This window comes from Pararhizobium sp. LjRoot255, from assembly GCF_964252905.1.
GTDB lineage: Bacteria > Pseudomonadota > Alphaproteobacteria > Rhizobiales > Rhizobiaceae > Pararhizobium.
In genome coordinates this window covers 3,540,525-3,552,782 of the sequence record NZ_CAXUPQ020000001.1, presented here as the reverse complement: position 1 = coordinate 3,552,782, position 12,258 = coordinate 3,540,525, and the positions used below count along the sequence as shown (strand labels likewise).

Annotated in this window: 10 protein-coding genes, 1 pseudogene and 1 riboswitch; of the genes and pseudogenes, 5 read left to right on the top strand and 6 right to left on the bottom strand. The window is 62.0% G+C overall.

The window, feature by feature from the left end:
* Window positions 1-61: 61 nt before the first annotated feature.
* From ACSQ2W_RS17015 to ACSQ2W_RS17005, 3 genes are all read right to left on the bottom strand, one after another.
* Window positions 62-454, bottom strand: coding sequence for a VOC family protein (locus ACSQ2W_RS17015; protein WP_436087315.1), 393 nt, complete (start codon window positions 452-454; stop codon window positions 62-64).
* A gap of 57 nt (window positions 455-511) precedes the next feature.
* Window positions 512-1,558 carry a hypothetical protein gene (locus tag ACSQ2W_RS17010; protein WP_436087314.1) on the bottom strand — a complete coding sequence of 349 codons (1,047 nt, stop codon included), beginning with the start codon at window positions 1,556-1,558 and terminating at the stop codon, window positions 512-514.
* A 147-nt stretch (window positions 1,559-1,705) separates the two neighbouring features.
* A complete protein-coding gene (locus tag ACSQ2W_RS17005) occupies window positions 1,706-2,401 on the bottom strand; it encodes a L,D-transpeptidase family protein (protein WP_436087313.1) in 696 nt (231 codons plus the stop codon).
* Window positions 2,402-2,675: 274 nt separating this feature from the next.
* On the opposite strand from ACSQ2W_RS17005, the pseudogene ACSQ2W_RS17000 reads away from it, so the two are divergent.
* Both ACSQ2W_RS17000 and ACSQ2W_RS16995 read left to right on the top strand, forming a co-directional pair.
* Window positions 2,676-3,270: pseudogene (locus tag ACSQ2W_RS17000) on the top strand (carboxymuconolactone decarboxylase family protein).
* Window positions 3,271-3,491: 221 nt separating this feature from the next.
* Window positions 3,492-3,806, top strand: coding sequence for a hypothetical protein (locus ACSQ2W_RS16995; RefSeq protein WP_436087312.1), 315 nt, complete (start codon window positions 3,492-3,494; stop codon window positions 3,804-3,806).
* A 93-nt stretch (window positions 3,807-3,899) separates the two neighbouring features.
* Here the strand turns inward: ACSQ2W_RS16995 and ACSQ2W_RS16990 are convergent, their stop codons facing one another.
* Window positions 3,900-4,880, bottom strand: a complete 981-nt coding sequence (locus tag ACSQ2W_RS16990) for a DUF1775 domain-containing protein (protein ID WP_436087311.1) — start codon at window positions 4,878-4,880, stop codon at window positions 3,900-3,902.
* 104 nt (window positions 4,881-4,984) lie between these two features.
* Entirely contained in the window at window positions 4,985-5,374 is a 390-nt protein-coding gene (locus ACSQ2W_RS16985; RefSeq protein ID WP_436087310.1) for a hypothetical protein, read from the bottom strand.
* Window positions 5,375-5,535: 161 nt separating this feature from the next.
* Window positions 5,536-5,623: riboswitch (glycine riboswitch) on the top strand.
* A 142-nt stretch (window positions 5,624-5,765) separates the two neighbouring features.
* On the opposite strand from ACSQ2W_RS16985, the gene gcvT reads away from it, so the two are divergent.
* Genes gcvT through gcvP form a run of 3 tightly spaced genes read left to right on the top strand, consistent with a single transcriptional unit; the run spans window position 5,766 to window position 10,148 of the window.
* Window positions 5,766-6,905, top strand: coding sequence for a glycine cleavage system aminomethyltransferase GcvT (gcvT, locus tag ACSQ2W_RS16980; protein ID WP_436087309.1), 1,140 nt, complete (start codon window positions 5,766-5,768; stop codon window positions 6,903-6,905).
* 16 nt (window positions 6,906-6,921) lie between these two features.
* A complete protein-coding gene (gcvH, locus tag ACSQ2W_RS16975) occupies window positions 6,922-7,284 on the top strand; it encodes a glycine cleavage system protein GcvH (RefSeq protein WP_436087308.1) in 363 nt (120 codons plus the stop codon).
* Complete coding sequence (gcvP, locus tag ACSQ2W_RS16970; RefSeq protein ID WP_436087307.1) at window positions 7,284-10,148, top strand: aminomethyl-transferring glycine dehydrogenase; 2,865 nt, start codon at window positions 7,284-7,286, stop codon at window positions 10,146-10,148. Before gcvH ends, gcvP begins: the two co-directional genes overlap by 1 nt.
* Before the next feature lie 131 nt (window positions 10,149-10,279).
* On the opposite strand, the gene ACSQ2W_RS16965 is transcribed toward gcvP, so the two are convergent.
* Window positions 10,280-12,145, bottom strand: coding sequence for a PAS domain-containing sensor histidine kinase (locus tag ACSQ2W_RS16965; RefSeq protein WP_436087306.1), 1,866 nt, complete (start codon window positions 12,143-12,145; stop codon window positions 10,280-10,282).
* Window positions 12,146-12,258 lie beyond the last annotated feature (113 nt).

Genomic DNA, 12,258 nt, shown 5'->3' with positions numbered 1-12,258 from the left:
AAGCAGGACGGCGCACTACCTGTCGCGTGAACGAAGCAGCACGCCCGCAAGCGGCTGCCCGTCAAACCGCGCTAGGTGGTCGGTGGTCGTTGATTTCGATCCAGTACCCATCGGGATCCTGAACGTAGACCTGGCGGAAGCCGTTGCGGTGCAGGCCTATACGGCCGGGATTGCCCGGCCAGTCGGTAAAGGGAACGCCGAGCGCGCCGATATGGGCGACGAAGGCGTCGAAATCGGCGGTGGAGATGGCGACATGCGTCTCCTTCGTCACGTGCGTCGCGCCGAAATCGCCGGCGATGAGATGGATCGCATCGCCGCCGCCGATTGTGAGCCAGGCGACATTGGCGCTGCCTTCCCGCGCGATCGGCTCGAAGCCCATGATCTCCAGGTAGAACGCGACGCTGCGCTCGAGGTCGCTGACGAGCAGCGCAACATGGTCAAGACTGTAGCGCATGACGAATCCTCCGATAACGCCCCCATCATGCAGACAGACGCGACCAGGCACCAGTCTTCACCGCCCCGCGAACGGGTCCGCCAGCGCCGCTTCCGGGCGGCTGATCGGGTATTTGGTGCCGGAAATGCTGGCCGCCAGCTTCTTCGGCCCCTCGCGCTTCAAGAGCGTGCGGAAACTCGGATGCATGCCGCCATCGACATAGGCTGTCATCGACGTGCTCGCGGGAATGGCTTGCGTCATCGCCGCTTCGACCTGGCGCTCCTCCGCCTCGATCTTCGCCATCGCCTGCGGCTCGAGTTGGTTGACGACCGCCGGGCAGGCGGCGAGCGGATCGGCGGGTTCGCCGCCCTCGAAGTCCTTGTTGAAGATGTAGCGGCTTTCGCAGACGGATACCTTCGGCTGCCGATGCGTCACCTGGAAGGCATCGTAGCCCTCTTTCAGCGTCCGCCAGAAGGACATGTTCGGATCGTCGCGGTGTTCGATCATGTTCTTGGCCGTCATGCGGAAGGGAAAGGCCTGGACCTGGAAATTCTCCTGCCCGCCCGAAAGCGCCTTCTGCACGATCGCATAAATTTCGCCGACGCCCTGGTCGGTCATGGCGTAGCAGCCGGAGGACGAGCAGGCGCCGTGCACCATCAGCGCCTCGCCGGTATGTCCGAGCGCTGCTTCGAGCCGGTTCGGATAGCCGAGATTGAAGGAGACGTAATACTGCGACTTCGGATTAAGCTGGCCTGCCGAGACGTGATAAAAACCTTCGGGCGCCTGCCGGTCGCCGATCTTCGTCTTCGGACCGAGCTTTCCCGACCAGCGGCACATCGGATAGGTCTTGAACAGCGCATAAGTGCCGGACTTGCCGACCTTCCAGACTTCGAGTTCGCTTTCCTGCTTGAAGATGCGGATCAGCACCGGACCTTCCGGCTTCATGCCTTTCTTCGACATCTCCGCGATCATCTTGCCGGAGAGCTTCGGCGGCGCCTCGGAGAGATCGTCCAGCCCCATGCAGCCGGAGAGCGCCACGCCGAGGAAAAGGGCGGCCACCGTCCGGGTAAGAACGCGGCGGGCGGTGCGCATCGCGGCGCTGGAAAGGGAAATCGAAGGAAGCATGAAGGCGTCTATTGCTTGAAATCGTGCCAAAGTTGTGTCGAACGGTGCAAATCAGGGCGCCGTCCGCCCCGATACCGGACAGAATCCGAAAGAGCGGTTAGCATTCCGTTAATCAGGGCCGGGTTTGTTGCGGCGGCCACCGGCATGTCATTGCCAGACGACGATCCTCGCCTTGTAGGGCACCCTCTCGTAGAGATCGATGATGTCCTGGTTCAGAAGCCGCACGCAGCCGGACGACACCGCCTTTCCGATCGACTGCCACTCCGGATTGCCGTGCAGCCGGTAGAGCGTGTCCTCGCCGTTCTGGAAGATATAGAGTGCCCGCGCGCCGAGCGGATTGTCCAGCCCCGGCGGCATGCCGCCGTTCTCGATCGAGTATCTCGCAAGGCTCGGCTGGCGGGCGACCATCTCGTTCGGCGGCTTCCAGTGGGGCCAGGCCTGGCGCCAGTGGATGACGCCGTCGCCCTGCCAGGCAAAGCCTTCGCGGCCGATGCCGACGCCGTAGCGCATCGCCGTGCCGCCCGGCTCGACGACATAGAGAAACCGCGAAGGCGTATCGACGACCACGGTGCCTGGCGCCTCGCCCGTCCGGTCGAAGACGCGTTGCCGGTAGAATTGCGGATCGATCTCTCGGTAGGGCACCGCCGGGATGAGGTAGCCACCGTCTTCGACCGGGCCATACATCACCTGCAGTTCCGCTTCCGACGGCGGCCCGATGGGTCGCGCGACCGTCACCGGCTTCGGCACGGGGCGACCGGACGTCGTGCAGCCGGCCAAAGTGCCAGCCGATGCCGCAAGCGCCGCGAGAAAGCCGCGGCGGGATAAACTATGGTCGATTGTCATGAGCCCCATCAATCCGCTTCAACGTGTCCTACCCAGCCGAACGAAGCAGCCGGGCACGCTTGCCGATGAAAGCAGTGCGCGACCTATCCTCGTCCGGAAGAATCGGAGCAGAACCCGTTATGCCGCCAATCGCGGCCGGTTCCAACGGTGTCACCTGCTTCTGCCGTCACGATTCCAGCCCGGTCACCACATCGTGATGGGTCGTGTTCCGCCTTTCTTGCAATGCAACTCAGGCGCGCCTATTGTGCCTTTTCCGCCTTGGGAGACCTGCACGATGCCTTTCATCGAAACACCCGATGCTTCCGCCGGCGAGCAGACAGCGGCGATGTATGCGCAGGCCGAGGCCGGCTATGGCTACCTGCCGAACATGATGAAGGCCTTCGGTCACCGGCCGGAGGTGATGGCGAATTGGAGCGCGCTGCTTGCCAGCATCAGGGCCAACATGGACCTGCGCCGCTACGAACTGGTGACGATGGCGGCGGCAAAGGAATTGAAGAGTTCCTACTGCATGCTTGCTCACGGCAGCTCCGTCCTGCTGCGCGATATCTTTATCGCCGACGCGGTGCAGCAAGTCGCGGAAAATCCGAACGAGGCGCCGATCGACGAGGCTGAACGCGCCATCATGCGATTTGCCGCCAAGGTGGTGCGTGATGCGACCGCGATCGAAAAGCCGGATGTCGATGAAGCGGCACGGCCTCTCCGACGCGGAAATCTTCGACGTCGTCACCGCCGCCGCCGTCCGCTGCTTCTTCTCGAAGACACTTGACGCGCTCGGTGTGCAAGCCGACGGCATTTACGAAAAGCTGGAGCCGGGCCTGAAGGCTGCGCTCGTGGTCGGCCGTTCTATCGACGAGACCGCGTCGAACTGACATGGCGCCGCTAGGCTTTTCGCCGTTCAAAGAGACGGCGGAATGACGCTGGCAGGCGTCAAGCCTCCACCAGCCCCCCCTTGCACTCCCCCTCCTTCTTCGGATGACCGATAAAATTTGCCTTAAATGCAGGCGCCCGATTTCACGCGGATGAAATGGCGCCCGGGTTAAGAGGGCTGTGTTGCCACATCCGAAGGAGCGCCCTCACAGGGCAGATCGTCATGGCCCAGGTCATTACCATGTCAGCCACCACGGCGGCTTACGCGGCGCAATCCGTGAAGCCGTCCGCGCGCGTGAGCGGCGATGGCCCGACCGAGGAGGCGATCACGTTGCTGTCGGCACTGCCGAAGGACGATGCGGCCAACAGGCATGCGTCGGTTGCGGCACTGCGCAGCCCGACCGCGCTGTCGCTGATGCTGTTGAGTTCCAACGGCCATCCGCCGCAGGGCACACGCGGCGACGTGGTTCGCCGCTATATGGAATTCGGACCGGATGAGCCGGAAGCCGACGAGAACGATGAGGCTGCCGAGCAGTAAGCCGCCCCTCCCCGTAAGAAAAGCGGCGGCACAGTGTTCCCGCGCCGCCGCCTTCATGTCGAGAAAATCCGGAAACTCGGTTGTGCCGGAAACTCAGTTGTGCTTGTGCGTCCCGCCGGCAGTATCGCCGACCGGAAGTATGTAGTCGACCTTGCCGGCCTTTTCGAACGTCAGCGTCACCGGCACACTGTCGCCCTCGGCGAACGGCTTTTCCACTGCCATGAACATCAGGTGCAGGCTGCCGCTGTTGAGGTCGACGGTTTCGCCGGCCGGAACGGCAATACCGCCTTCCAGCTTGCGCATCTTCATCACGTCGTTCTGCATGGTCATTTCGTGCAGTTCGACGCGGCCGGCCGCCGGGCTTTCGACCGCGACCAGCCTATCGTCTTCGCTGCCATCGTTCTTGACCTTGAAGCCGCCGCCGCCGACCTTGGCGCCGGGCAGCATTGCCTTGACGGCGCCGTCGGAAATCTCGAGCGAACCGACTTTGACCGATACGCCGCCCGTCCCCGCCATCGCTGCCATGTGATCGCCGTGATGACCTTCACCCTGCGCCGGTGTCACGGTGATCGTCGGCGCCGGACGCTCGAGCGAATGGGCGTCCTGGCCTTGCGCCGCGATCTCGTCCCAGACGACCTTGTCCGTCGCTCCGCACAGTTGCGTCACCGGAAAGGCGATCTCACTCTCCTTGTCGAAGCCCGAAATTTTCCCCTTGATGACGAAAGTGTCGTAATAGTCGTCGGACAGATTGCCGTTCTTCCAGCGGATTTCGAGCGGCCCGGACGTTACCGTCTTGCCGTGGTTGTCGTAGCTCTTCTGGTAGTCACCCTTGATGATCTCGATCTCCCAGCCGGCCTTCGGCTGCGGCTTGGCGAAGACGAAGCCTTCCGGCAGTTTCACCTGGACTTCGGTCGTTGCCTTGCCGTCGCAACCGTGCGGGACCTGCAGCACGGCCTTGAAGTTGCTTTCCGAGGCAACTTTATCGGTTTCGAAGGACGCATGCGCATAGGCGGCGCCAGCGCCAGCAAGAGAAAAGGCCAACGCAAGGAGGGTTGTTGTTCTGGTCTGTGTCATTGATCTGTCTCCAGACCGGTCGTTGCCAATCACGGCACGCCGGTCAACGCCGCACCAGGCGGCTGAAATGACGAAAAGATGGAAGAATCGCCGAAGCGATGACGTCAGAGCGACAGCGGAGGAGCACGCGACTGCGGCAGTGCGCGCGGGTATTCGACAAAAATGGCCGGAAAATCCGTCTTGCTCTCGGCAAACGCGGCGACTCGAATGATGAGATAACTGTCGCTCGGAGGCGGCGGCAAGGCGATCGATGCGGCGAGCCGGCAATAGTCGCAGACCGGCGCAAGCCCCTCATGCGGGGACTTGTGATCGTCGACACCGTCTGACCCGAAGCAGATGTCGGCAATCGTTCCATCCGGCAGCACATAGTTCGCCGTCATCGCCGGGGCGAGCTGCCGGGCGAAGACCGGTTGATGCGCAAAAGACAGGAACAGCAGGGCAAGTGCCGATAGCACGCGCACCGTCATCTGCCACTGTCGTCCGGCTCTGGCCATCGATCATCCCCGTGTTGGCCGATTGCATTATCGTCTTGGCGCAAAAAAAGCAAAGGTCGCTTTGCCGCACCGGGGAGGCATGTTGAAACAGTGGCGACAAAAATCTGTTCGAGCGCGACATTTTGCGCTTGCCAAGCAATCGGGATCGCCGTTATCTGAACCCGATCTTGTTGGGAGAATCCGGGTAATACCGGTGCCGAAGGAGCAACCGCCCCGGAAACTCTCAGGCCAAAGGACCAGCAAGGTGCCGGTAGGACTCTGGAGAGAAGCATTTCCGCTCGCCGAAGGGATAACAATCTCAGGCAAAGGGACAGAGGGGGCTCGAGGAAACTGCGCATAAAATGCGCCGTGGAAATGAGCCGGCGCGTTGCGCCAGACCTGGAGGCCGGATTTGGACGATCATTCCCCCCTGAAGCAGACGCCGCTGCATGCCCTGCACCTATCGCTTGGCGCCCGCATGGTGCCTTTTGCCGGCTACGATATGCCGGTGCAATATCCGACCGGGGTGATGAAGGAGCATCTCCACACTCGCGCCGCCGCTGGCCTGTTCGACGTTTCGCATATGGGCCAGATCATCCTGCGGGCGAAATCCGGAAGAATCGAGGATGCGGCGCTTGCTCTTGAAAAGCTGGTACCTGTCGACGTGCTCGGTCTCGGCGAAGGCCGCCAGCGCTACGGGCTGTTCACCAACGACCAGGGCGGTGTTCTCGACGACCTGATGATTGCCAATCGCGGCGATCACCTGTTCCTCGTCGTCAATGCCGCCTGCAAGGATGCCGATTTCGCGCATCTGCAAAAACAACTCGGCGAGACCTGCGATCTCACCTTACTCGATGACCGCGCGCTGATCGCGCTACAGGGCCCCCGCGCCGAATGCGTTCTGGCTGAACTCTGGGCCGATGTCGCGACCATGCGCTTCATGGACGTGGCCGAAGCCGATCTTCACGACGTCCCATGCATCATCTCCCGCTCCGGTTATACCGGGGAGGATGGTTTCGAGATCTCCATCCCCGCCGCGTCTGCCGAAGATGTGGCCCGGCGGATTCTCGAACACCCCGATGTGCTGCCGATCGGTCTCGGCGCCCGCGACTCGCTTCGGCTGGAGGCTGGGCTGTGTCTCTACGGAAACGACATCGATCCCATGTCGACCCCCGTTGAGGCGGCGCTTGAATGGGCCATGCAAAAGGCCCGGCGGACAGGCGGCGCGCGCGAAGGCGGCTTCCCCGGCGCGGGCATCATTCTTCGCCAGTTTGCCGATGGCGCCGACCGCCGCCGTGTCGGCCTGAAGCCGGAGGGAAAAGCACCAGTGCGCGGCGGTGCCATGCTCTATGCCGATGCGGAGGGTCTCGTCGAAGCCGGTGTCGTCACCTCCGGCGGCTTCGGCCCGAGCGTCGATCATCCGGTCGCCATGGGTTATGTCGCAGCGCCCTATATCGCGAACGGCACACGCCTGTTCGCGGAGGTGCGCGGCAAATACCTGCCCGTCACCGTCTCATCCCTTCCCTTCATCACCCCGACCTACAAACGCTGATCTGGAGCAAAATCCAATGCTGAAATTTACCGACGAACATGAATGGCTGAAGATCGAGGGTGACGTGGCGACCGTCGGCATCACCGCGCATGCCGCCGAACAGCTTGGCGATCTCGTTTTCGTCGAACTGCCGGAAGCCGGAACGAGCCTCGACAAGGGCGCAACGGCGGCCACGGTCGAATCCGTCAAGGCCGCTTCCGACGTCTATTGTCCGCTGGATGGAAACGTCGTCGAAACCAACCAGGCGATCGTCGACGACCCGTCTCTGGTCAACAGCGACCCGCAGGGCGCCGGCTGGTTCTTCAAGCTGAAGCTCGCCGACCCGTCGGCCGCTAACGCGCTGCTCGATGAAGCCGCCTACAAGGAGCTGATTGCCTGATGAGCATGCCGAAAGACTTCACCTTCACCGACTACAAGCCCTACGACTTCGCCAACCGGCGCCATATCGGGCCCTCGCCCGACGAAATGGCGGCGATGCTCCAGGTGATCGGCTATGACAGCCTTGACGCACTGATTGACGATACGGTTCCGCCGTCGATCCGCCAGAAGACGCCGCTTGCCTGGGGGGCTGCGATGACCGAGCGCGAAGCGCTCGACAAGATGCGCGAGACAGCCAACCGCAATCAAAAGCTCGTGTCGCTGATCGGCCAGGGCTATTACGGCACGATCACGCCGCCGGTGATCCAGCGCAACATTCTGGAAAACCCGGCCTGGTACACGGCCTATACGCCTTACCAGCCGGAAATCAGTCAGGGCCGTTTGGAAGCGCTGTTGAACTACCAGACGATGGTCTGCGACCTCACCGGCCTCGATGTCGCCAATGCCTCGCTGCTCGACGAAGCGACCGCTGCTGCCGAAGCCATGGCGATGGCCGAGCGCGTGTCGAAATCCAAGGAAACCGCGTTCTTCGTCGACGAAAATTGCCATCCGCAGACGATCGCGCTGATCCAGACACGCGCCGAGCCGCTTGGCTGGACGGTCACCGTCGGCAATCCGCATACTGATCTCGAATGCGCAAGCGTGTTCGGTGCGATCTTCCAGTACCCCGGCACCTACGGCCATGTGAGTGACTTTACGGGCCTCATCGCGCGCCTGCATCAGGCCGGCGCGATCGCCGTCGTTGCCGCCGATCCCCTCGCCCTGGCGCTTTTGAAATCCCCCGGCGAAATGGGTGCCGACATCGCCATCGGCTGCACCCAGCGCTTCGGTGTTCCCGTCGGATACGGCGGCCCGCACGCGGCCTACATGGCGGTCAAGGATGCCTATAAACGCTCGATGCCCGGCCGCCTCGTCGGCGTATCGGTCGACAGCCGCGGCAACCGCGCCTACCGCTTGTCGCTGCAGACGCGCGAACAGCATATCCGCCGCGAAAAGGCGACGTCGAATATCTGCACGGCGCAGGTCCTGCTTGCCGTCATGGCGTCGATGTACGCGGTTTTCCACGGCCCCAAGGGGATCAAGGCGATCGCCCAGAGCGTACACCAGAAGACGGTTCGGCTCGCCATGGGGCTCGAGAAGCTCGGCTACACCGTCGAGCCCGACGTGTTCTTCGACACGATCACCGTCGATGTCGGCAAGCTTCAAGGCATCATTCTGAAGACCGCCGTCGCCGAGGAGGTCAACCTGCGCAGGATCGGCACGACCAAGATCGGCATCAGCCTTGACGAACGTTCGCGGCCGGTAACGCTGGAGGCCGTGTGGCGGGCGTTCGGCGGCGATTTCAGCGTCGACGACTTCGAGCCGGGTTATCGGCTGCCGGGAGAGCTGCTGCGCACCAGCGAGTATCTGGCCCATCCGATCTTCCACATGAACCGGGCGGAAAGCGAAATGACGCGCTATATCCGCCGGCTGTCGGACCGCGATCTGGCGCTCGATCGGTCGATGATCCCGCTCGGCTCCTGCACGATGAAGCTCAACGCAACGGCGGAAATGCTGCCGATCACATGGCCGGAATTCTCAGAAATCCATCCCTTCGTGCCGGCGGATCAGGCGGAAGGATACCGCCACATGATCACCGACCTGTCGCAGAAGCTTTGCGCCATCACAGGTTATGACGCGGTCTCGATGCAGCCGAATTCGGGTGCTCAGGGAGAATATGCCGGGCTGCTTACCATTCGTGCCTATCACCTTGCCAATGGCGACAGCCATCGCGACGTCTGCCTGATCCCGACCTCGGCGCACGGCACCAATCCGGCCTCCGCGCAGATGGCTGGCATGAAGGTGGTCGTCGTCAAGGTTAGCGACAACGGCGACATCGACATGGAGGATTTCCGAGCAAAAGCAGACCGGTACGCGGAAAACCTCTCATGCTGCATGATCACCTATCCGTCGACCCATGGTGTGTTCGAGGAGAATGTGCGCGAGGTCTGCGACATCGTCCACAAGCATGGCGGCCAGGTCTATCTCGACGGCGCCAACATGAATGCCATGGTCGGCCTTGCCCGGCCGGGCGACATCGGCTCCGACGTCAGCCATCTCAACCTGCACAAGACCTTCTGCATCCCGCACGGTGGCGGCGGCCCGGGCATGGGACCGATCGGCGTCAAGGCGCACTTGGCGCCGTTCCTCCCGGGCCATCCGGAAACGGACGGCGGCGAAGGTGCCGTTTCGGCTGCGCCTTTCGGCTCGGCTTCGATCCTGCCGATCTCCTGGAGCTACTGCCTGATGATGGGTGGCGAAGGCCTGACCCAGGCGACCAAGGTGGCGATCCTCAACGCCAACTATATTGCTGCACGCTTGAAGGGCGCATACGGCGTGCTCTACAAGTCGGCGAAGGGACGCGTCGCGCATGAGTGCATCATCGACACGCGCCCGCTGGTGGACAGTGCCGGCGTCACCGTGGACGATGTCGCCAAGCGACTGATCGACTGCGGCTTCCACGCGCCGACCATGAGCTGGCCGGTTGCCGGCACGCTGATGATCGAGCCGACGGAATCGGAGACCAAGGCCGAGCTCGACCGCTTCTGCGATGCGATGCTGGCGATCCGTGCCGAAGCCCAGGCGATCGAGGATGGGCGGATGGACCGGGTGAACAATCCGCTGAAGAATGCGCCGCATACGGTGGAAGACCTTGTCGGCGACTGGGATCGCCCCTATTCGCGCGAACAGGCCTGCTACCCGCCGGGCGCCTTCCGTGTTGACAAATACTGGTCGCCGGTCAACCGCGTCGACAATGTCTACGGCGACCGCAACCTCGTCTGCACCTGCCCGCCGCTGGAGGATTACGCCGAGGCGGCAGAGTAAAGCGCAAAACCGAAAGGGGCGCGCGATGCGCCCCTTCGTACCGCGGTCGCGGGTGACGGCGATCGCTGTGGGCGAACCGGCACAGAAACGCGCGAACTTTCGCCTGACTGTCCGCCTTGCCTTCCAAAAGATTACATCATGTGCGGCAGGGCCAGGACAAAGCGTGCACCTTGGGTGAAAGAGGTGTCGAGCTCGATGGAGCCATTGTGGCTTTCGGCGATACGTTTTGCCAATGCGAGCCCGATGCCGGTGCCCGGATAGGTCGTTTCATCCTGGTGAAGACGTTGCAACACATCGAATATCTTCCTTGCAAACCGTGGGTCGACGCCGATGCCGTTGTCCTGGAAATAGATCCGGATCCAATGGTCATTCTTTTCGCAATAGATCCTGATGACCGGCTTGATCCCTTCGCGACGATATTTGATCGCATTGCCGACCAGGTTCTGGCAAAGGCGCTTGAGCAGTTCGGGATCGCCCTTCACCTGCGGCAGAACATCGAACTCGAACTGCGCGCCTGCCTCGCGAATGAAACTATCAAGATTGAGGATGGCGTCTGAAACAACGTCTGCCATGGAAACCGTCTGCCAGTTTGCAATCTGGTCAGCGATCTGGGCGTAGTCGAGCAGACTGTCGATCAGCTGATCCATCCGCCGGGCGCTCTGGCGCAGGTGGTAGGCATAGACCGGCAGTTCTTCGAAATTGCCGCTTGTGACATCTTCGCAGATCATCTCCGAAAACATCGATATGTGGCGCAGCGGCGCCTTCAGGTCGTGTGAAACTGTGCCGGTGAACTGGTTGAGGGCTTCGTTCTTGCGCTTCAGTTCGGCGCTTTGCTGGGCGATCCGCACCTGCTGTCGCTTCAGCTCGGTGATGTCGCGCCCGGCAGTGATGTATTCGACGAGTTTGTCGCCGTCGAAGACCGCCATGTTGGACCAGAAGATCCAGAAATCACCGCCGTCGGCCAATTGCTGGCGCTGTTCGCGCGCGAAGATCGGTTGCTCCGGCGACAAGTTCTTCAGCAGGCGGGCCAAGCGCTCGCGGTCGCGTTCCGGAACAAAATCCAAAAAAGGCTTTCCGGCAAGCTCACTGGCCGGCTTGCCGACGAACTCGGCATAGGTCCTGTTGACGAAGGTGCATCTCAGATCCGGAGAAATCCGGCAGATGAAATCGGGTATGTTCTGGACGAGCGTGTAATATTCCAGCCGCTGCCGGTCGAGCGCGAGCTCCGCCTCCTTCAATGCCGTGACATCGATGCGCAGGGCAACCGTATTGCCGTCACCAGCCTTCAGGTTTTCAGCCTGCAGCCAGCGCCCGTTGCCGTACGGAAAGACATGCGCCTTGCCGCTCGGGTGCCGAAAATCATGCAGCCGGCGTTCGATCCATGCCGAGGCATCCGGCGAGCCGATCGGCACAAACGGATAGTTGCCGGCTTGATGGACGGCAACAAGGATTTCCTCCGCGGTCATGCCTGCCTGCAGGCCGTGACCGGCCGTCCCCAGAACGCGACGATAGGCTTCATTGAAGGCGATCAGTTTTTCCTGCCCGTCGAAAATCGCAAAGCCTTCCGGTATCGCCTGAAGGCCGGCGTCGAACATCTCGGCGGTCTTCTTTCGCTCCCTGTCGAGTTCGAGAAGGTCCGAAATATCGTGCACGACACCGATGAAGCCTAGCGCAGCGCCATCCTCGCCAGTGACGGCGGTGACGCGAAGGCGGCCGGAAAACACCGATCCGTCCTTGCGACGGTATTGGTGGACGCCATCGCAAACGTCCTCGCCGGCGCGTTCGCGCCAGTCCCGGCTGAGACACGAGTCGTAGTCTTGGTCCGAGGCATACAGTATCCGCTCTGGCAGATTGGCGATCTCATCCAGCGCATAACCGAATTGCTTCACGGTCGCGGGATTGGCGAAAAGGATGACCCGGCTGGAATCGACGATGACAACAGGATCGGGAAAGCTGCCGCAGAGGGCCTGGACGAAATGTTTCTGCGCAATCGGCATCGCGTTACTCGATCCATGCCTGGCCGCGGTTGTCAGCAGTGCATAAGAACAGAAAAAGAGACTGGCGGAAACCAGTCTCTCTTCGAATTCTTATGCAAGTATAAGCCTTGCTC

Excerpts from the sequence above, each read along its gene's own strand:
- ACSQ2W_RS17015 (WP_436087315.1), bottom strand. The coding sequence starts at position 454 with ATGCGCTACAGTCTTGACCATGTTGCGCTGCTCGTCAGCGACCTCGAG.
- ACSQ2W_RS17010 (WP_436087314.1), bottom strand. The coding sequence starts at position 1,558 with ATGCTTCCTTCGATTTCCCTTTCCAGCGCCGCGATGCGCACCGCCCGC.
- ACSQ2W_RS17005 (WP_436087313.1), bottom strand. The coding sequence starts at position 2,401 with ATGACAATCGACCATAGTTTATCCCGCCGCGGCTTTCTCGCGGCGCTT.
- ACSQ2W_RS16995 (WP_436087312.1), top strand. The coding sequence starts at position 3,492 with ATGGCCCAGGTCATTACCATGTCAGCCACCACGGCGGCTTACGCGGCG.
- ACSQ2W_RS16990 (WP_436087311.1), bottom strand. The coding sequence starts at position 4,880 with ATGACACAGACCAGAACAACAACCCTCCTTGCGTTGGCCTTTTCTCTT.
- ACSQ2W_RS16985 (WP_436087310.1), bottom strand. The coding sequence starts at position 5,374 with ATGGCCAGAGCCGGACGACAGTGGCAGATGACGGTGCGCGTGCTATCG.
- gcvH (WP_436087308.1), top strand. The coding sequence starts at position 6,922 with ATGCTGAAATTTACCGACGAACATGAATGGCTGAAGATCGAGGGTGAC.
- gcvP (WP_436087307.1), top strand. The coding sequence starts at position 7,284 with ATGAGCATGCCGAAAGACTTCACCTTCACCGACTACAAGCCCTACGAC.
- ACSQ2W_RS16965 (WP_436087306.1), bottom strand. The coding sequence starts at position 12,145 with ATGCCGATTGCGCAGAAACATTTCGTCCAGGCCCTCTGCGGCAGCTTT.